Here is a 19,927-nt window from a genome sequence, read left to right as displayed (position 1 = left end):
ATGACAGGCAAGCTTTAAGGTTTATTTAAGCCTCGCCCATCACGCAGCCTCTTGCGAGGCCGCAACACGAACCGCCTCACAAATGTCACCGACGACCGTACCCACGAGCTGTTCGTCATCGCCCTCGGCCATAACCCGAATAACCGGCTCAGTTCCAGAAGGCCGAATAACCAACCGGCCAGTGTTACCCAGCCGCGTCTGCGCCTTCTCGATCGCCGTTTTCACCCGCTCATCCTCAAGCGGCTTCCCGCTGGCAAATCGAACGTTCTGCAGAACCTGAGGGACAGGTTCAAAGCGCTGGCACACATCGGACACGGGCCGATCGGCAGCCACAGCCACCGCAAGTACCTGCAGCGCTGAAACCAAGCCATCGCCCGTCGTTGTAAAGTCCGACAACACAATGTGGCCGGACTGCTCCCCACCGACATTGAAGCCATGCTTGCGCATGTGCTCCACGACGTAACGGTCACCGACAGGTGTGCGCTGCAGCCCGAGCCCGAGCTCACGCAAATGCCGCTCTAATCCGAGATTGCTCATGACCGTCGCAACGATGCCGCCCGCAGCCAGACGGCCGCGTCGATGCCAGCTCTCTGCAATCACCGCCATGAGCTGATCGCCGTCGACGATACGTCCCGTCTCGTCTACGATCACGACACGGTCGGCATCCCCATCCAGAGCAATGCCGATATCTGCACGCACCTCGTGAACCTTTTCAATCAACGCTTCCGGCGCCGTCGATCCACACTTCAGATTGATGTTACGGCCATTGGGCTCAACGCCAATCTTGATAACCTCAGCTCCGAGCTCCCACAGCACTTCCGGAGCCACCTTGTACCCGGCGCCATGAGCGCAATCGATGACGATCCGAAGTCCGTCGAGCCGCAGGTTTCGCGGCAGCGTCCGCTTAGCGTATTCGATATAGCGCTCTTGCGCACTCTCCACCCGCGTAGCACGGCCGATGTCGTCGGCGGCAGCAAGAAGCTCTGCAGAATCTTCATCAATCAGCTGTTCAATACGCAGTTCCGTCTCATCAGATAGCTTATAGCCATCCGGATCGAACAACTTGATGCCGTTGTCATCGAACCTGTTGTGTGAGGCTGAGATCATCACACCAAGGTCGGCACGCAGCGACCGTGTCAACATAGCGACCGCCGGCGTCGGCATCGGCCCAAGTAGAAAAACGTCCATGCCAACAGACGTAAAGCCAGACATCAACGCCGCTTCCAACATATAGCCGGACAGTCGCGTGTCCTTACCGATCACGACCCGCGGACGATGGGAGTGAGTGCCGTTCTGAAAAACCTTACCGGCCGCCATCCCGACCTTCAGCGCAACTTCCGACGTCATCGGGTGCCGGTTGGCCAAACCGCGAATACCGTCTGTACCGAAATATCGTCGTGACATGGTTCCTACCTGTTCCTGCCGCGCTGAAAAGCGACCATCACGCGTAAGCAATATAGCCGTGCACTAAAGCGCATCATTACGTTGGACGAATGACAACGAAATATCATCCATGTGTTGGATGTCATACGACGTTTAAACAGGATCTCATAACCATCCCCTGCTTTAGAGCGCCGGACTACCCACGGATTAGTTGCAGCAACAAAGCCTTAAGATATCCATCCCGTCTCGGATCTGGATTTCAATTGTCCAACACGCTTAATAGCCGAAATCCATGAAGAAAAGTTGGCCAACGGCCCTGGCGAGCCCTCAGGGGCTGACCACCGCGATGGAATCGTAGATACCTCAACAAAAGATCCAGCAATCGTCGCGGCTCGCTCCATCACGATCCGCGATGCGCCCAGCCGGCTCCGGATTTCACCAAGAGCCAGATAGGGAGTGAAAGTAGGATGGGATATTTCCTCGCTGTCGCGAACCGCAAGGGTGGTGTGGGCAAATCCACCGTCTCCGTCATGCTGGCGCACGCATTCGCCGTGTGGGGCGGTAAGCGGGTTTTGCTTATCGACCTTGACGCACAGTCCAACTCGTCTTTGATCCTGACCGGAAACGCCCAATGGATTGAGGCCCAAAGGACCTCAAAGAATGTCGCCGCCTACATCGAAGACAAGATGTACGGACAAAACCCAATCTCGGACTACATCCAACGCGGCGTGGGCGATATCGAAACCGATGACGGCAAAGCCCCACCGATCGATCTGCTCGCCGGTTCTCTGCGTTTTGAGGATATGCAGGACGAGCTCATCTCGCATTACTCTCTCAGTGCCCGCTCCTTCCGCATCGCCAAGGAACGCTGCGCCGAGCACTTCAAACGCGCGCTAACCTCCTCAGGGAGGCTGGCTGACATCATTATTCTTGACTGCGCGCCAGGCATCTCCAACGCAACCGCTGCGGCGTTGCGACTAGCGAACAAAGTCATTGTCCCCTTCCGCCCCGACTCCGTCTCGGAATTTGCGGTCGACAAGATTTCGACGATCATCGAGGGCAAGAATGCGCAAGGCGTCGCTGAAATCCCACCAACCGAGCGTCGGTATCGCTGTCTGGCAAATTATGTGCGCCCAGGCGGGCAGGACCAGATTTACATCGAAACGATTTCAGCCGACCATCCCACGCTGAATACTCAGTTACCCATGCTGCCGGATCTGGCGAACGCCTTCTATTGGGCTGAAGAACGTCAGACACTGACAGAAAAGTACGCGTCAGCGCTTTCGCCAATGAACGCGCTTTACAAAGAATTGTCCGCGTCGCTTCCCCTCTGACATCGCGGAAACGGAAACAATGAACGAAACCAAGAAACTCTCCGGCCCCGCCAAGGATCGCTTTTTCAAGCGCTTTTTCACGGAAGCGGGTGGATTAGATGAGCCGACGGCAGACCGCCTGACGGAATGCTCGAAGCAGGTCTTTTCATCAGTGCGCGTGCGCAAGAACGTAGAAGCGCTCAACACCGACAGCACAGCGACCGCGCCCAAGAAGCCATCAACTGACACCCAGGGCACGAGTGGCAAACAAAGCGAACCAGCCTCACGGTCTCGCAAAACAAAGACGCCTCAACCCGTCGCCTCCGAGCCGGCCGTCACCGAACCGGTAAAGACCGAGGTTTCTCTGGCTGAGCAACTTCAAGCACCGCCTCCCGAAACCACCGGGGAAGCAGACCCCTTCGTCTTCGGCCTCGTGCCGGTTTACAAGCGCGAAGGGGCCGAAGGCCTTCTCGTTAAGCTGGCTGAAATCAGATCTGTTGCGCACCTGCGGGCCATGGCGAAGGCCCAGCAGATCGTTTTAGCTCGCGAATTGCGGACGGGTGATATCGACGTCGTCACGCTGCGCGCGGCAATCCTTGAAGCCGTCGAAAAGCGTGTCGCTGACCGCCGCGCTGTTTAACGCCTCACGCTACCGGATTGGCTCAGCCAAGGCGCGCTCATCCCCGAAGAGCGCCGCCATCCAGACTGCGATCGCTTGGCGAGTCGCCGCCACATCATGCACGCGAACGGTCTGCACCCCCTGCGCGACGGACGAGAGCGCCGCCGCAATGGATCCCGGCACCCGCTCGCGCGCGACATCCACATTGCAAAGCTGACCAATCAGCTTCTTGCGTGACGCCCCTAACAGCACCGGCACACCCAACGCGTGATAAAGGCTCATCGCCGAGAGCACCGCAACGTTGTGATGCAACAGCTTTGCAAACCCAATCCCGGGGTCAACGATCAATTTGCTGCGGGGAATACCTGCAGCTTCACAGGCATGAATTCGCCGCTCAAGAAAGTCGAAAACGTCTATGACAACGTCGTCATAGACAGGGTTGTCGTTCATCGTCTTCGGATCACCGATCGCGTGCATCAGCATGACGGGCAATCCTGTTTCCGCCGCCGTACGTAAGGCATCCGGATCGTACGTCAGAGCCGAAACATCATTGAGAATGTCCGCACCCGCCTCGGCCGCCAGCCGCATGACCTTGGCCTTACGAGTATCGACAGAAATCAGCTTGTCCGTTTTGTCTCGCAACGCTTCCAGCACGGGCAGAACGCGCTTGAGTTCATCGTCGACCGCCACAGCATCGGAGCCGGGACGCGTGGACTCGCCGCCAATGTCGAGGATGTCGGCCCCCTCGTCCGCCAGCCTAAGCGCGTGATCAACGGCAGCCTGTACGGTGTCGTGCTGCCCTCCATCCGAAAAGCTATCTGGCGTCACGTTCACGATCCCCATGATACGGGGACGGTCCATGGAAAGCCCGCCGATACGGGAACGCGGTGTGCCCAGGGCTTCGAATAAATCCGAAGCCGGCAAGGTATGTCGCCCCCAATCACGCTCGAAGAATTCAGATAAGCCGGTCATACGCCGCTCAACGCGCGCACCGTTGCGTTCGATAATCTCCAAAGCTGTGAAGGCCAACGGCCCACCGGCCAGTGGCATGCCGCCCCACACCTCCTCCTCGGAGGCCTTCCCACCGTTGGGAATAAACCCGATCGGACGCAGATAAATGGATCGTTGCATACTTCCAGCCTCGTTGTGGTCCTGGACGTAGATCCCGCGACCAGTCGTCAATTGCAAGCCGCCCTTCCACGCTTTGGCAAAAAAGAAGCGGCCGCGAGAGACAATCTCGCGGCCGCTTTGATACCAACTCATGGCGGATTTAGATACTTAACCCGGCTGTGGCTCCATGCCGCCCGTATCGGGGTCGGGTTCCTGCCGCGGCCGTACTGCCCGACCGGCTGTCGGAACAGCTGAGCCAGCCGAACCGCCTTCCGAGCCTTCATCATCGGTCCGTCGTACGATCTTCTCGCCACGCAGAAGTGCGTCCACCTCGGCTCCGGAGATGGTTTCATATTCCATCAACGCTTGAGTGATCGCTTCGAGCTTGTCACGGTTGGCCGACAAGACTTCCCAAGCCTTGTTGTAGCCTTCCATGATGATCCGCCGGGTTTCCTCATCGATAACCTTCGCGGTCTCCTCGCTCATGTTCTGCTGTTGCGTGATGGAATGGCCGAGAAACACCTCTTGCTGATTTTCATTGTAGAGCAGCGGCCCGAGCTTCTCGCTCATGCCCCATTCCGTGACCATCCGTTTGGCAATGTTGGTTGCCTGGGTGATATCGCTGGAAGCACCCGTATTAAGGTGATCCTTGCCATAAACGAGCTGCTCCGCGACACGACCACCGAACGCCATGGCGATCTTGCCCTCGCACCATTCCTTCGAGTAGCTGAGCTTGTCGCGTTCCGGCAAGCTCATGGTCACACCGAGCGCACGTCCACGCGGGATGATCGTAACCTTGTGGAGCGGATCATTGCCCGGCACGAGCAGGTTGACGAGCGCATGCCCCGCCTCGTGATACGCGGTCGCGAGTTTCTCTTCCTCGGTCATAGCCATAGAACGGCGCTCAGCACCCATCATGACCTTGTCCTTGGAATCCTCGAACTCGGATTGCGTAACGAGACGTTTGTTGCGTCGTGCCGCCAGAAGCGCGGCTTCGTTCACGAGATTGGCGAGGTCGGCGCCAGAGAAACCTGGCGTTCCACGCGCAATAACGCGAGCGTCGACGTCCGGAGCAATCGGCACCTTGCGCATGTGAACGCGGAGGATCTTTTCGCGTCCCAACACATCGGGATTCGGCACAATGATCTGACGGTCGAAACGGCCTGGACGCAGAAGCGCAGGGTCAAGCACGTCAGGACGGTTGGTTGCTGCGATGATGATGACGCCTTCGTTCGCTTCAAAGCCGTCCATCTCGACGAGCAACTGGTTCAGCGTTTGCTCACGCTCGTCGTTACCACCACCAAGGCCCGCACCACGATGCCGACCGACCGCATCGATTTCATCGATGAAGATGATGCAGGGTGCGTTCTTCTTCGCCTGCTCAAACATGTCGCGGACGCGGCTCGCACCGACACCCACGAACATCTCAACGAAGTCCGAACCCGAAATAGTGAAGAACGGCACGTTGGCTTCACCAGCGACCGCACGTGCGATAAGCGTCTTACCGGTGCCCGGAGGGCCGACGAGCAGACAGCCGCGCGGAATACGACCGCCCAGCCTCTGGAACTTCTGCGGGTCGCGCAGGAACTCGACGATTTCCTGAAGATCAGTTTTTGCCTCGTCAACACCAGCGACGTCATCGAACGTCACGCGTCCATGCCGCTCCGTAAGAAGTTTGGCGCGCGACTTTCCAAAGCCCATCGCACGGCCGGAACCTGACTGCATCTGACGCATGAAGAAAATCCACACCGCAATCAACAGCAGCATAGGGAACCAGTTGAGCAGCACGCTCATGATGGAAGGGACGTCCTCGTCGCGCGGGGCAACCTTAAAATTAACGTCCTTCGCACGCAGGCGCTCAACGAGGCCGGGATCTTCAGGCGCGTAGGTCTGGAACGCACCACCGGCATCTTTCATGGTGCCGGAAATCCGGTTACCTGCGATTGTCGCATCCGCCACCTTGCCCGCCTCAACTGCGGTCAGGAACTCCGAATACGTAATCTCGTCACCGCGCCGACTCTGCGCAGGATTATTGAACAGATTAAATAACGCCGCCAACAGAACCAGGATTGCTACCCAAATGGCGAGCTTCTGGAAATTTGAGTTCATTTCTGTTCCTTTTGAGCCCGGCGACGGGGGCGTTGCCTGGGCTGTCACATCGGCAGCACGCCTGAGCGAATGCCGACGACCCTCTCGATTACTGCGTAAAGATAGGAGTTTGCCAGGCTATTGCCAAGTTAGACATCAAACACCTTGCCTTGGCCAAAGTGATGATGGGTTACAGGCGGAAAACCCCGCCGAGACAAGACTTGTGCTCCAATATGGGCAAGAAACAGGCCAAAACAATGCGGGCCGACACCCTAGAGTGCCAATGATTTTGGACGATCCTCGCTTAACAGCCCCTTTCACGTGGCTACTCGAGGCTTCCCGCCAGACACCTCCACACCAAGAAATGCAGCCTCGGTTAACCGGCCCTCGCCAGATAAGTTCACGTCCAACGCCCCAAGATACGGCACCGCAACGAGCCGTGCCTCCAACCATAGGGCAGGTAAAGTCGCGGCTGCGCGTGCCGGCAAACCAAAGTCTGCCAAATCTGGCCTCTCACGCTTCAACTGAGCCCATCCGTCAGCTCCAAGAGCCGCAACATAGATAGGATCAGACAGATCAGGGCTAGCGGTGAGCCGGAATCTGCGGTCCCAAATCTCACTCTCACCTGCGTGCAGATAGCGTATCGGCAAACCATAGCTACCCGCTTCGCGGAAAATCCGCACAACAGGCTCGTTCGCTCCGCGTTGCCTCGCCACCTCGATAATGCAACCGCCCAAGGTTGTTGAGGCCATCTCGGCGTTCGCGGCCGCAGTGTCAGCCAAGCTGTCGACAAGCGTCTCGATTTGCGACAACTCCGGATCCGACGCGTCTCCGCCCATTCTGCTCAAAATGGCCTGAAGTCCGCGCACCGCGACCTCGCCCGCATCGCTGAATGCTGCGAGTTTAACGGTGGCATACGCGCCCTCGTTGAAGTTCGCGTTGGCCTCAATCCATTGTCCGGCCGCCTCCGCCACCAGCGCCTGCACACGTTGAAGACGCCGCGCGCTCCGGCCGAGCGCACGGGAGGTAAGTCCCAGCGATGCCAACATCTCGCGGGCTTCGCGCAACCGAACCCGCTCAAAGCGCACATCATCATTGCTGGGATCTTCGATCCACGTTTGTCCATCAACCTCAAGCGTTGCCTTCAGGCACGCCTTAGGAACCTCCAAAAGCGGCCTCACGAGCCAGATGCCATCATCCCGCTCGGTTATAGGCATAATACCAGAAAGCCCCTGGATACCGCTCCCGCGTGCCAGCCGCATAAGCAGCGTTTCAGCCTGATCGTCCTGCGTATGAGCTGTAACAAGTGCTGCCCGCGCCCCTTCGCCTTCGGCGCGATGTCGCATCTGTAATCGGGAACGCTCCGCAAGGAGTCCCATCAAGAGCCTGTAACGCTCTTGGCGTGCTGCAGCTTGCACCCCGCTAACAGGCTTCTTACCATCCCAGGTCAGAATGACATGCCCGAAACCGAGCTGAGCGCTGACTTGTCCCACCACCTCAGCCTCATGGCGGGACTCAGGCCGCAATCCATGATCGACGGTGGCAACGAGGACCTCGGGCCTTTGTCCTTCCTCTAATGTTCCGCGCCAGCGCGAAACCAAGTGCATCAGCGCCATGCTGTCGGAACCACCGGAAACGGCAAGCACGAGAAGAGAAAACCCCGTCAACGACGCCAGCAAGAGTGCAATTTCCCGATCAGAGATCGGCGCGTCATCGTTGCCGTTCGCCGTCATGGCATAACCTGCTAGCACCCGGAGCGGCTGCGCTCCGCTGCAGCACGTTCCCGGATATGTTGCGGGGCATTGGGGAACTGAGACGTCAACTCGGAATACGACGAGCAGGCTGCATCCCGCTGCCCAAGCCTATCGAGGCTCATAGCAAGCTTTAACAGACTGTCGGGCGCTTTGGAGCTTTGGCGATAATTCTCGTAGCCTTTCAGGAACGCCGAAGCGGCCGCCTTATACTGCGAGCGTACAAAGTGCGTTTCCCCGAGCCAGTACTGAGCATTTCCAGACAGCGGATCGCTAGGATACCTATTCAAGAAATCTTCGAACGAGGCTTCCGCCGCACCGTAGTCCTGCTGCAGGAGATAGCCATAAGCCGTCTCGTAAAGCTGCTTGGGGTCACCCCCACCCATCGGAGCAGCTGCGACCTGCTGCGCACCAAATCCGCCGTGATTGCCATTGACGTTGGGATTGGTATTGGCAGAGACATTGGCATCCTGACTTAAAAGTCCCCCAATGGGATCTTCCGGAGCAACGTCACTGGTAATCGTCGTCGAGCCAAAGCCACCAAAGTCCTGAAGTCCCGAATCCGACGTATTGGCTGCCACCGCGGGCTGAGAACCCGCTCCACCCATGCCCCGCGGTGGCGCGATGGCTTGGGTGCTGAACCCACCCGAGGACTGCATTTGCCGGGAAAGCTGTTCCATCTGCGCCGTCAGCGCACGAATTTGAGTTTCCATCCCATCGAGACGCGCCGCGTCACTGCCGGACAAGCCGCCGCCCATCCCCGCGCCGGGCACCGTCCCACCACCGGATCGTGACATGCTCTCCAAAGTGCCGATCACAACCCGCATATCCACGAGCTGTTCTTCGAGCTGCTCGACACGCTTCGTAAGCGCCGCGACACTGTCGCCCTGTTGCGCGCCAGCTCCTGAAGAGAAGCTTGCGGCGAGCGCGCCACCAACAAGTGCGATGGCAAATGGCGCGCGGCGGCAATATCGAAGCATTGTAGAAACCATAACTGACCCGCTCATCCCCTAAAGATCTACGAAGTGTTCGTTGTTGCCCTTGGCACGCGACAGAAGAGCATACAGGCCTGTCCGCTGCACCGCAGACCCCATCCGGTCGCCGTCAATAGCACCCCACAATAGCTCGGAAAAGCCAATCAACGCGAGGCGCTTATAGCCTTACCAACTTGCGGGCCCATCACGTTCTTTGGGCCTGTAGTAGCTTTGCCCAATTAAAGGTTGGGAATGGTCTACGCGGCGCTCCAGGACAATCGTAACTGCGCGGCGATTCTGAACAGCACATTGCGCACTGGAGCAATCCGCGACCCGTTCGCTACGTCCCATGGCAACGACCCTGACGCGATCAGGCGCTATGCCTTCCTCAATCAGCCTGGCGCGCACAGCTTCCGCACGCCGTGCGGAGAGGATCCTGTTGCCGTCCTCGTCCAATGGCTCGTCCGCATGTCCGGCCACGAGAGCACGAACGCTTGTATCCTGCCGCTTGAGCCAGCTCGCTTGTCCGCGCAGCACATTCCGCGCGTGCGCACCAAGATCCGTGCTCCCTTTGGGGAAGAATACACGATCACCAACTGAGCTACGCAAAAGGGTGCTGAGCCGTTCACTGGGAACAAGTTCGACATCTGCATGCGCGGAAGCTTGCGACTGAGAAGAGTTGGCTCCAGGAAGCCGTTGCGGCTCCGTGACTTGTGGGCTCTCCGGGCGGCCATCGCCCATCTGAGAATAGATACGAGCCAGATATCGCCTCGCCGATTCAGCCTCTACCGACTGTGGAAACCGACCAACGAGGCTCTCAAAAGTCATCTGCGCTTCAAGGTGACTGCCGGCCCGGTAGGCAGCGATACCCTTGTCCAGCAAAGGCGTCGGATCCGAAATTTGGGAGGACAGCCCACCGCCAACGCCAGTAGAGCCTGTAACTGTAGGTTGTTCGTCCGCGCGAAGAGGCCCTCCTGTTGCGAGCACCAAAGCCGCTAACAGAATCGCTGCACCCTTCACCTTGATTGCTGGAACAGACCGCCACATTTTCTTCGCCCGCTAACGATTGTTGCTCCTGCCCCAACCATCATCACCTGCTGACAAAGTGCGTTGAGTTTGCGGCCAAAGTATGCGGTCATCCGTATGCTCACAGCTTGCTTTTCAACTGCCGCAACACTGTAGCCGAAACGCATCGCACCGGCGGCGAGCACAATCGCACTCGCAAAAACGCCGGTGCAATTACTGTGCGCTGACTTAGCCCGCAACCCGCGAATTCAGCACCGTCTGTGCGCGCCGGTTCTGAGACCAGCACGAAATGTCATTACAAACGGCAACCGGGCGTTCCTTACCGTACGAAATCTTCCTGATCCGCGACGCGTTGATGCCAGCCCGTGCGAGATAGTTACGTACGGTCGTGGCGCGACGCGCACCAAGCGCGATGTTGTATTCGCGCGTACCACGTTCGTCGGCGTGGCCTTCGATCGTAATCGTGTACTGCGGATACTGCTGCAGCCACTGTGCCTGCTTCCGTAAAATCTGCTCAGCCTCGGGCGTCAAATCTGAGCTGTCTGTCGTGAAATAGACGATGTCGCCGACGTTGACACTGAAGTCACGCTGCGAGCCTGGCACCGCAGCACTACCGGGCCCCAATTGAGCTCCGTCCGGCTGCATTTCATTGCTTGCACAGGCCTGCAGCAAGCCGACGGTCAGCACGATGGCTAGCCCACGTGTCAAAGCACGTAAAAAATGCATGCTGGCCATAGAATTTCCTTCTCTGTTCCCGGATCGCCCGAATGGCTTTGAGCCGGCATGGCTTGCGATCTCGCCCTCGGGAATTCCCCAAGCGTTACCGCACTTAATCGTTTCATTGTACGAAATTGTGACCGATTCCAGCGCCGGCTGAAGACAGAGTTGCGTTTTGCGCACAGACGAATTGTCATCTTGAGGAGCTTTCCGTCACCGCCAGTTCTCGGGGTACGCGATCTCTAAGGTCAAAAAAAATGAGCACGATCTGGCGATCAACCCGGATGTGGAAAAGTCTTTTTCCTTAGGTGGATATAAATACGGCCGGCAAAAGCCAGCCTCTCCAAATGAGTCATTGTCGTCCATAAAACGGACGACCCCAGTCCTTGTAGAAACAGACGCCCCCTAAAACGCGAAGAAGGCCGAACTACCACCGCATCTCGCGAGGGCAATTCAGCCTTCTAACTCTTCGCTTACTCCCGAGAAAGGAGCAAACGCCAAGTGCTCTTAGCGAGCAACCTGGGTCTGTGCTGGAACCTCAGCACCGAGCTTCATCGGCGTGTGAGGAACTTCGCGACGGCATGCGCCGAGAGCGACAGCAGCAACAACAGCAGCGATTACGAGAGCGCCCTTCATTGTCATATTCTCCTAGTTTAATCCCTTGGCAAATGCCAAACCTAGCGAGCCACGTGCGCGGTTGCCGGAACATCGGCACCGAGCTTCATCGGCGTATGGGGAACTTCTCGACGGCAAGCCCCCAGCGCGACAGCGCCGACAACCGCCGAAAGGATGATCAGCCCCTTAACACCCTGCATGGCCTTCTCTCCTGATGCATGATCGGCACTAGCCGAATACTGGGGTACCGGTGGAGCGAGTTTCGATCAAGAAGCGAGGCAGTATGTGCACTGTTTTCCCCCCTGCTTGATGCGAAAATACCACTCCGTGTTCAAGGTTCACCAGTGTGCCCACAACGCGCTCACATGACAGTGGATAGCACTGAGGATACGGGATTTTCCCACCTCTGATGCTCCCGGAGCCCAGGCCTCAATTTGAGGTAGATAAGTTAAATTCAGGTTAAGCGGTGTCCCGGTCTGCGTCAGTTCAAAAGAGGCGACCACGCCGGGTCTGACGCAAAGGAAGGCGTTTGTACGATTCGCTCATTGTAGCCGGTGATGTCGACTGAGATGAGCCGCGGACCACCATTCTGCCCCTGCGATTCTCGAAAGAACATGAGCACACGTCCGTTCGGCGCCCAGGTCGGCCCCTCATTGTGGAAGCCTTCGCTCAAGATGCGTTCCCCCGATCCATCTGGGTGCATGACACCGATCAGGAAGCGTCCCATAAGTTGCTTAGTAAACGCGATGTAATCCCCACGCGGCGACCACACGGGCGTCGAGTATCGGCCTGAGCCAAGGCTAACCCGATGAGCGCCACTGCCGTCTGCGTTCATGACGTAGAGTTGCTGATTCCCCTCCCGATCCGACTCGAAAACGATGCGATCACCGTTCGGAGAATAGCTCGGACCTGTATCGATGGCATCGGACGCTGGCGTGAGCCGACGATTCTGCCGTGTCCGCAGATCCATCTCAAAGATGCTCGACCCGCCTCCTTCTTGCAGGCTCATGATGATGCGTTGACCATCGGGTGAGAACCGTGGTGCGAACGTCATGTTGGGAAAATCACCCACCGACTGACGTTGCCCGGACTGAAGGTTCATCAGATAAACGCGGGGGTTCCCACCACCGTAGGACATGAATGCAATCTCTTGCCCGGAAGGAGAAAAACGTGGTGTGAGCACAAGCTCATTACCGCTGCTAAGCCGACGCACGTTGTGCCCATCCTGATCCATGATCGCCAAACGTTTGACGCGTTGCTGCTTCGGCCCGGTCTCATCGATGAACACGACCCGGGTATCGAAGTAACCGGTTTCACCGGTGAGCTTCTGGTAGATCTGGTCCGCAATAATGTGCCCCAGCCGGCGCCAATTTTGACCGGAAGTCGAAAAGCGCTGCCCAGCGAGCTGGCGCCCCGTCGAAACATCCCACAGGCGGAATTCCGCTGTAATCCGTTGCTCGGAGGCTTCGACGACCCGGCCGACGACAAGCGCGTCGGCACGAATAGCCCGCCAATCAGGGAAACGTGGTGCTTGATTGATGTCGCTCACTTGCTCCAGATAAGAAGCAGGCGCCAGGGTCTGGAACAGGCCTGAACTGTTGAGGTCACCCGCAATGACCCCAGCGAGATCGGATCCAAGCTGATTGTCTGCTCCTAGAAAGGCCGGAATCGCAATTGGGATCGGCGCGATCGTCGCCTGCCGCTGCGTACCGCGCAAGCCACCCTCATCCTGCGCCCACGCAGAACCACCAACGAGGGCCAATCCGACCAACACCGTAAGCCCAAGCGCCATAAAACGACCCATGGCAGAGGATCTGCGTTGGGATGCAATTGCAGCGCGATCTGCACATCGGGCTGACGTCATTACGAAAATCCTTCTTGTGTTCTGGCACCTGGCAACGGGTCCCACGAGTGGGACCTTAATGTGGCCGCTCAAAGCATGTGTCTCGGATCGAAGTCCCAAATGATTGTCCGCCACGCGGTATAACGGTCTCGCGGAAGATTAAAGGGCGCGCATTCAGTAACAGCAGCAAGAGCCGCGCGCGCGGCAGCCTGAAAGACCGGATCTGAGCGTCCGTTTTCAACCGTTGGCGGGCCATCCAACGACCCGTCCTCGCGCAACCGCCATCGGACCGTTACCACAATAGCCTCGATACCACCGCCGCCACCTGGCAGCCGCCAGCAATTGCGCAACTGGGCACTGATCTGCCCTTTCAGCAAATCAGCCTCCCGCGCGGTCAACTCATTGCCACGGCCTTCGCGCTCGCCGGCAGTCGGTCCCTCATAATCGGTTGGCTTGCTGGGCGCTTGACCAGAACGCGGAGAACCCCGCTTTTCCGGCGTCTTGTCGATGAGCGCCGCCATGCGATCGGTGAAGGATTCCTTGTTCTTAGCCTCTTGACGTCGCTTTTCCTCAGCGAGCTTCTTTTTACGCTCTTCCTCCCGCTTCTTCCGGGCAGCTTCCTTCTTTTTTTGCTCCGCCTCTTTCTTTTTGCGTTCAGCCTCTTTTTTCTTACGCTCCTGTTCCGCCTTTGCCTTCCGCTCCGCCTCCAATTTCGCAGCTTCTTCAGGAGTGGGCTGTTGCGGTGGCAAAGCCGCAATCTGCTCGGCGATCGGATCCGGCTTTTCCAGCGGAGACGGCTTATCGGGCTTTTCCGCCTTTTCCGGTTCAGTCTTTTCAGGTTCAGGTGGAGGTGCGGCCGCCGGTGGCGGTTCAGCCATTTCAGGCTTCGGTTTGGGCGCTTCTTTCTTGGAAATCTGAGGCTCGGGCTTTTCCTGCTCTTTCGCTTCCAATTCCTTGGCTTGCGGATCGCCCTGCTTCAGCCGCGTGAATTCCGAAACCGTAACCAATTCCGCTTCAATCGTCGGCGATTCCGGCATGGGAAGTTCGGACGTTGAATGAAAGTTCGCGACCGCCCAGGCCAAAAGACCCGCGTGAAGCAAGAGGGAGATAGCGAGTCCGAAGTACACCGCTCCTCAGCCCCCCTCCTCAACCTCAGTTACGAGGGAGATCTTTTTGAAACCACCGGCGCTGATGCGCCCCATAACCCGTGCGACAAGACCATAGTTGGCCCCCTTATCCCCGCGCACAAAGATGGTTTCGTCGTAACCGTTGGCCGCAATCGCTTCGAGCTTGGGCTTAATTTCGTCGAGTTCAACCTTGGACTCGCCGATGAAGACATCCCCCGTTGCCTTCACCGAAACCGCCAAAGGCTCTTTGCTCGACTGAAGCTGCTTCCCCCGGGCCTGCGGCAATTCAAGAGGAACGCCGACCTGCAGCAAAGGGGCTGCCACCATGAAGATGATCAGCAGCACCAGCATCACGTCCACGAATGGCGTAACGTTGATCTCGGCCATCGGTGCACTGCGCCGCGAGCGGCGTCGCCGCCCGGTATTCTGATGGACTGATTTGATACTCGCGCCCATTCTCGAATTCCCTCACTGGCCAACGCCCCAGCCAAAAAACCAGATTAACTGCGCACGTCGATCTGACGAGACACGATGGCCGCAAACTCGTCGGCGAACGCTTCCAGACGATGCGACACCCGCGTCGAATCAGCTGAAAACTTATTGTAGAAGATCACGGCAGGAATAGCGGCGAGAAGCCCCAGCGCGGTCGCGAACAACGCTTCGGCGATACCTGGAGCAACGACCGCCAGATTCGTATTCTTGGAAATAGCAATCGCTTGGAAAGCGGTCATGATACCCCAAACCGTACCGAAAAGACCGACGAACGGAGCCGTCGCGCCAACGGTGGCCAGGAAGAGAAGACGGCTTTCTAAACGTTCCATCTCACGGCTGATGGTGACATCCATCACCTTTTCGACGCGCAATTGAATCCCCCCGAGAGCGCGCGCATTGCCCTCGACCGAACGCTTCCACTCGCGCATTGCCGCGACGAACAGAGCCGCCATGGCGATTGTGTGTCCGCGCGCCAGCGCGTTGTAGAGCTCATCGAGCGATTGGCCTGACCAGAACAGTTGCTCGAACTTGTCTGTTTCCCGCTGCGCCCGTCGAAAGGCGAAGAATTTCTCGACAACGATGGCCCACGACCAAACCGAAGCCAGAACCAATCCGACCATAACGATCTGCACGACGATATGCGCCTGCAGGAACAGCTCGAGAAACGAGAAACCTGCTGCCGGAGCAGCGTGTAAGTTCTGCGTCGTCAGCTCGGTCGGATTCATATTTTCAATTGCTCGCTGTTGAAATCTCTGGGAAGCACACCGGGAAGGGCAGGCAGATGCGCGCTAGGCACCCACCTTGATCCAGCTTTCGATTTGCTCATCGCCTGAGTAAGGCTCCCCGTATTAAGCACCGCTTCTTGCTGGCCAATATGACAAAACAAGGGCTTTAACCGGTACGATGGCCCCAATATAGCGGGTCATTCACCTTGGACGCATCATCGAGCAACCGCCTTACCCGATACGAATTGCCGCGCATCCACGCCTTTTTCCGCGATTTAGCAACTTAGTGCTTATCAGCGCGCTATGAGAGACCGGCCCGGACGAGTTCCCCCAGCCGGAGGGGCTTTCCCGACATCGCGACGAGAACCACGGTCACTACAGCTTCGAAAATCGTCACACCGTCCCGAGTAATTCGCTGGTCCAGCGTTACAGACGCTCCCCCCAGCTCGCGAACACTCGTTTCCACCTGCAGCAAATCATCCATCCGAGCTGGCCTGCGAAAATCAAGCGTCATACGGCGAACGACAAAAGCAGCAGGCTCACTGCTTTGCGATCCGTCAATCAAACCACGCGCATCAATACCGCTAAGGCGGAGGAAGTCTGTGCGACCGCGCTCACAATAGCGCACGTAAGAGGCATGGTAGACGACCCCGCCTGCATCCGTATCCTCAAAATAGACCCGGACGGGCAGCACGTGGCGACGTCCATTTTCATCATCGATGATACGCCCGGCAACGTCGGGCCACGGCGTTTCGCCCATCTCTAAGCTCCCATGATATCGAGCGCGACAATTTCTGGCGGCACGCCGAAACGGATCGGCAATCCGCTACAGCCAAGCCCACCAGAAACGACCAAATTCCTGTCGCCATCGACGATATGACCGTAAAGGAATCGGCGCCCATAACGTGATGGCACAACCGGCGCATATCCGAACAGACGGACCTGCCCGCCATGAGTGTGCCCCGATATCGTCACCGCCACACGATCCGCCAAATCTCCCATTTCTGCAAAGATATCCGGCTCATGCGCCATCAAAACAACCGGCGCGTCATCCGTCACCTGAGCAAGTGTCGCGGGCAGGTCATGAAGGCCTTCGTACGGAATGGGCGGGTATTGTCCATCGGCACGCCAGGGAGGAAACAACGCCCATTGATCTGCCAAGCCGGCAAGCCAAAACGCTCCATTCTCTGTTTCAAGACGCACGCTATCGTTTTGATAAACAGCAATTCCGACATCCTGAAGCGCAGTACCAACGACCGTCGGACCTGACCTTCTGGTCTGCGCTTCTTCATCCGCCCACCAGTCATGGTTGCCCAGAACCGCATGCACACCGAGCGGAGCCTCTAATCCTTTGAGGACTTTGGCCCAATCGCCATTTGGGATCGGTTGCGCATAAGGTATGAGACCCGAGATCCGTGACATGCGACGGCTGGCGATAAAATCGCCAAGCAGGAGCACTACGTCCGGCTTGAGCGCATTCGTCCGCGCCACAATCTGATGAACGCGAGCAAGGCCCATCCAAGGGTCGCAAACGTGCAGATCTGCAATAACAGCCGCGCGCAATCGCAGGCCTTGCGGCCAGGACTTGGGGCGCAACTCGTAGCGACTGACACGCAGGCGAAACGGCTCGGCCAGCGCATAACCGCCAAACAGCGTTCCACCGGCAGCCAACGCCAGGCCGCCTTTCAAGAATGTTCGTCGCGTAAGCAGCTTAAAGCCCCGTTCGTCATGTGCTTGTGCCCGATAAAACCGTCCCCGGCTTTGGGCCTCATCTAATGCAAAAATTAAGCAAGAACCGTGCCCCTACCCCGCCGATAGAACCCATTTCCGGCTGAGAAGAGAATTCCCGACAAGCATGGAAAACAATTTGTTAAGAGCCGGATCACGTTCGCGTTCTAACGTCCATCAAAGCGCGCTGCTTTGATCGTCCTCGCCGCCACCGGCGTCATCATCGAACAAGGGCAAGTCTGGAACGGACTGGCGCTTCGGGCCCGAAAGACCGAGATGGCGGTACGCCTTAAGCGTCAACACACGCCCGCGTGGGGTGCGGCCAATGAAGCCCTGCTGCAACAAATATGGCTCCACAATCTCTTCAAGCGCGTCGCGAGGCTCAGAGAGAGCCGCGGCCAGCGTCTCGATCCCGACGGGTCCCCCATCGTAATTGTGTACGATGCACGCCAGATAGCGATGGTCGAGTGCATCGAGCCCCTCGTTATCGACTTCCAGCATCCGCAACGCCTTGTCGGCAACTTCCGCATCAATTGCCGGGCTTCCTGCCACATCGCTGAAATCGCGCACGCGCCGCAAAAGGCGCCCTGCGATACGCGGCGTCCCACGCGCCCGGCGGGCAATTTCTCTCGCTCCCTCGGGCAACATTGGCGCTCCAAGAACACGCGCTCCGCGCTCTATAACCCGCTGCAACTCTTCCACAGAATAGAAGTTCAACCGGATAGGAATCCCAAAACGGTCACGCAACGGATTCGTCAGGAGCCCAGCGCGGGTCGTGGCTCCGACGAGAGTGAATTTAGCCAGATCAATCCGCACAGACCTCGCCGCCGGTCCTTCACCAATCATCAGATCGAGCTGGAAATCCTCCATAGCGGGATAAAGGATTTCCTCAACCGCCGGATTGAGCCGGTGGATCTCGTCGATAAACAAAACATCACGATCTTCCAGGTTCGTCAAAAGCGCTGCAAGATCGCCAGCCTTCGAAATCACCGGCCCGGACGTCGCGCGAAAACCAACTCCCAATTCTCGCGACATAATTTGCGCAAGCGTTGTCTTGCCCAACCCTGGAGGCCCAGCAAACAACACGTGATCAAGGGCATCCCCGCGCGATCGGGCCGCCTGTATGAAGATCCGCAAGTTGGCGCGCGCCTGCTCCTGCCCGATAAACTCGTCGAGCGACTGCGGGCGGACGCTAGCTTCGAATTCATCCGCACCTTGCTTCGCCGATGTCACCAAGCGTTCAGTCATGTCCAGGTCTCGAAATTCCCCGTCTTCGCTCAGATCTCGGGCGGCTAGCTGTTAATTTCGCCCGGACTTGAACACCTTCCGGGCACCTCTTGCTAGCTCCTAGCATGATTTGCCCGAAACCCTATCCTCGGCCGAAAACTACGCGCTGATGAGCTTGTACCCCGTTGCAGGTCTAACTTGCATCTACCATGTCTTGAGATGGGGAAGATGAAAACATCCGCCCCTGTAAGCTCAGCATGAAGGAAACCATCATGTGTGACTATTCCCTTGAAACCTATCGCACGACACCGGCACGAACCGGCGAGACTTACGAAACCTACCGCTTCCCATCCAGTACGGTTGGCTTCGTTGACGCGGGCGACAAGGAAACGGCGGTCTGCATGTCCTGCGACACGCGTCTCATCATCGAACAGATACCCGAGTTCGTACGTGAGAAGCTGGGCATCGGTCCCCGCGAAGAGGTGACCTTCGTGCGCCTCGAAGAGGGCCCACATCGCGATGGTGTGCGCTTTGCCAATGGCCAGGAAATCAATCTTCAACGCCTAGGGCCAGGGGTGAAGGCATACGTACTTGATGCCCTCGACGGCGAAACGAAGATCGTTAAAGAGGCGGCCACGACCACAGCCTGAGATGGCCGCGCGTCGGTAGCCTTATCGATAAATAAATGAAACTTGGACCTGAGGGCGGATCTGCTTTCCGCCCTTATCTTCGGGATTTTGCGCCGCCGAAACTGGCTCACCCTTCTAGAATACCGCCCGAGATCAACGCGTAACGAACCGCGAGCGATATTAATCCGCCCAGAAAGGCCAGTGGCGCGAAGAGATCCTGATACGGCATATGCAGAACGATCGCTGCGAGGAAAAAGCCAACCACACCGGCAACCGCCGCCTCGATCCAACCGAGCTGACCGCGCAGCAAAATCAAGACGGCAACGATGATGGCCGCGACCGTGGCAGGCGCGACAGACCATAGAAATGCCGAAACGCTGGCGACCCCTGCTGGAGGCAGATCAGCAGGCAACAAAGCCGCAAGCCCTAAGAGTGGCGCAAGGCCAAGTACAATGGCAACGGCAAGTCCGCCGAAGAAAGGACCGACAAGCATATATCCAAGAAACGACCAGAATGCCCGCTGTAGATTGCTGGCTTTATCCATAACGAATTCCCCAGTT

At 57.8% G+C, this 19,927-nt stretch carries 20 protein-coding genes; 3 read left to right on the top strand and 17 right to left on the bottom strand.

Features of this window, described 5'->3' with window-relative positions; genetic code table 11:
• Positions 1-39: 39 nt before the first annotated feature.
• Positions 40-1,404 carry a phosphoglucosamine mutase gene (glmM, locus tag YBN1229_RS01150; RefSeq protein WP_046475670.1) on the bottom strand — a complete coding sequence of 455 codons (1,365 nt, stop codon included), beginning with the start codon at positions 1,402-1,404 and terminating at the stop codon, positions 40-42.
• 446 nt (positions 1,405-1,850) lie between these two features.
• Between glmM and YBN1229_RS01145 the strand changes: the two genes are divergently transcribed.
• Together YBN1229_RS01145 and YBN1229_RS01140 are read left to right on the top strand one after the other, a co-directional pair.
• A complete protein-coding gene (locus tag YBN1229_RS01145; RefSeq protein WP_046475667.1) occupies positions 1,851-2,717 on the top strand; it encodes a ParA family protein in 867 nt (288 codons plus the stop codon).
• A 19-nt stretch (positions 2,718-2,736) separates the two neighbouring features.
• Positions 2,737-3,336, top strand: a complete 600-nt coding sequence (locus YBN1229_RS01140; RefSeq protein ID WP_046475664.1) for a hypothetical protein — start codon at positions 2,737-2,739, stop codon at positions 3,334-3,336.
• Between the two features lie 9 nt (positions 3,337-3,345).
• On the opposite strand, the gene folP is transcribed toward YBN1229_RS01140, so the two are convergent.
• The 15 genes from folP to ruvB all read right to left on the bottom strand — a co-directional run bounded on the left by folP (position 3,346) and on the right by ruvB (position 18,759).
• A complete protein-coding gene (gene folP, locus YBN1229_RS01135) occupies positions 3,346-4,578 on the bottom strand; it encodes a dihydropteroate synthase (RefSeq protein WP_244464976.1) in 1,233 nt (410 codons plus the stop codon).
• 15 nt (positions 4,579-4,593) lie between these two features.
• The gene (gene ftsH / locus YBN1229_RS01130) at positions 4,594-6,534 is read right to left on the bottom strand and encodes an ATP-dependent zinc metalloprotease FtsH (protein WP_046475661.1); all 1,941 of its coding nucleotides are present in this window, start codon (positions 6,532-6,534) and stop codon (positions 4,594-4,596) included.
• 296 nt (positions 6,535-6,830) lie between these two features.
• The gene (gene tilS / locus YBN1229_RS01125; RefSeq protein WP_052743592.1) at positions 6,831-8,246 is read right to left on the bottom strand and encodes a tRNA lysidine(34) synthetase TilS; all 1,416 of its coding nucleotides are present in this window, start codon (positions 8,244-8,246) and stop codon (positions 6,831-6,833) included.
• Positions 8,247-8,257: 11 nt separating this feature from the next.
• Positions 8,258-9,256: a tol-pal system protein YbgF gene (gene ybgF, locus YBN1229_RS01120; RefSeq protein ID WP_052743591.1), complete on the bottom strand. Its 999-nt coding sequence runs from the start codon at positions 9,254-9,256 to the stop codon at positions 8,258-8,260.
• Positions 9,257-9,424: 168 nt separating this feature from the next.
• Positions 9,425-10,285 carry an OmpA family protein gene (locus YBN1229_RS01115; protein ID WP_052743590.1) on the bottom strand — a complete coding sequence of 287 codons (861 nt, stop codon included), beginning with the start codon at positions 10,283-10,285 and terminating at the stop codon, positions 9,425-9,427.
• Between the two features lie 207 nt (positions 10,286-10,492).
• The gene (gene pal, locus YBN1229_RS01110) at positions 10,493-10,990 is read right to left on the bottom strand and encodes a peptidoglycan-associated lipoprotein Pal (protein WP_046479773.1); all 498 of its coding nucleotides are present in this window, start codon (positions 10,988-10,990) and stop codon (positions 10,493-10,495) included.
• Positions 10,991-11,488: 498 nt separating this feature from the next.
• Entirely contained in the window at positions 11,489-11,617 is a 129-nt protein-coding gene (locus YBN1229_RS19225) for a hypothetical protein (RefSeq protein WP_280136717.1), read from the bottom strand.
• A gap of 41 nt (positions 11,618-11,658) precedes the next feature.
• Entirely contained in the window at positions 11,659-11,796 is a 138-nt protein-coding gene (locus tag YBN1229_RS18975; RefSeq protein WP_170832427.1) for a hypothetical protein, read from the bottom strand.
• Between the two features lie 281 nt (positions 11,797-12,077).
• The gene (gene tolB / locus YBN1229_RS01105; RefSeq protein ID WP_046475659.1) at positions 12,078-13,400 is read right to left on the bottom strand and encodes a Tol-Pal system beta propeller repeat protein TolB; all 1,323 of its coding nucleotides are present in this window, start codon (positions 13,398-13,400) and stop codon (positions 12,078-12,080) included.
• Between the two features lie 128 nt (positions 13,401-13,528).
• The gene (tolA, locus tag YBN1229_RS01100; RefSeq protein WP_046475657.1) at positions 13,529-14,566 is read right to left on the bottom strand and encodes a cell envelope integrity protein TolA; all 1,038 of its coding nucleotides are present in this window, start codon (positions 14,564-14,566) and stop codon (positions 13,529-13,531) included.
• Positions 14,567-14,572: 6 nt separating this feature from the next.
• The gene (locus YBN1229_RS01095) at positions 14,573-15,022 is read right to left on the bottom strand and encodes an ExbD/TolR family protein (RefSeq protein WP_046475655.1); all 450 of its coding nucleotides are present in this window, start codon (positions 15,020-15,022) and stop codon (positions 14,573-14,575) included.
• Between the two features lie 44 nt (positions 15,023-15,066).
• Positions 15,067-15,783 (bottom strand): protein TolQ, encoded by a 717-nt coding sequence (gene tolQ, locus YBN1229_RS01090; protein WP_046475652.1) that lies wholly within the window; start codon positions 15,781-15,783, stop codon positions 15,067-15,069.
• Positions 15,784-16,084: 301 nt separating this feature from the next.
• Complete coding sequence (locus tag YBN1229_RS01085) at positions 16,085-16,543, bottom strand: YbgC/FadM family acyl-CoA thioesterase (RefSeq protein ID WP_046475650.1); 459 nt, start codon at positions 16,541-16,543, stop codon at positions 16,085-16,087.
• Between the two features lie 2 nt (positions 16,544-16,545).
• Positions 16,546-17,472 (bottom strand): metallophosphoesterase, encoded by a 927-nt coding sequence (locus YBN1229_RS01080; protein ID WP_244464974.1) that lies wholly within the window; start codon positions 17,470-17,472, stop codon positions 16,546-16,548.
• 216 nt (positions 17,473-17,688) lie between these two features.
• Positions 17,689-18,759 (bottom strand): Holliday junction branch migration DNA helicase RuvB, encoded by a 1,071-nt coding sequence (gene ruvB / locus YBN1229_RS01075; RefSeq protein WP_046475645.1) that lies wholly within the window; start codon positions 18,757-18,759, stop codon positions 17,689-17,691.
• A 251-nt stretch (positions 18,760-19,010) separates the two neighbouring features.
• Between ruvB and YBN1229_RS01070 the strand changes: the two genes are divergently transcribed.
• Entirely contained in the window at positions 19,011-19,388 is a 378-nt protein-coding gene (locus YBN1229_RS01070) for a hypothetical protein (protein WP_046479772.1), read from the top strand.
• Positions 19,389-19,494: 106 nt separating this feature from the next.
• On the opposite strand, the gene YBN1229_RS01065 is transcribed toward YBN1229_RS01070, so the two are convergent.
• On the bottom strand, positions 19,495-19,911 hold the full coding sequence (locus YBN1229_RS01065) for a hypothetical protein (protein WP_052743588.1): 417 nt from the start codon (positions 19,909-19,911) through the stop codon (positions 19,495-19,497).
• Positions 19,912-19,927: the final 16 nt, after the last annotated feature.

Origin of the sequence: Candidatus Filomicrobium marinum (assembly GCF_000981545.1) — a bacterium.
Taxonomy (GTDB): domain Bacteria; phylum Pseudomonadota; class Alphaproteobacteria; order Rhizobiales; family Hyphomicrobiaceae; genus Filomicrobium; species Filomicrobium insigne.
Note: the sequence above shows the minus strand (reverse complement) of the source record. Positions and strands in the feature narration are given on the sequence as shown.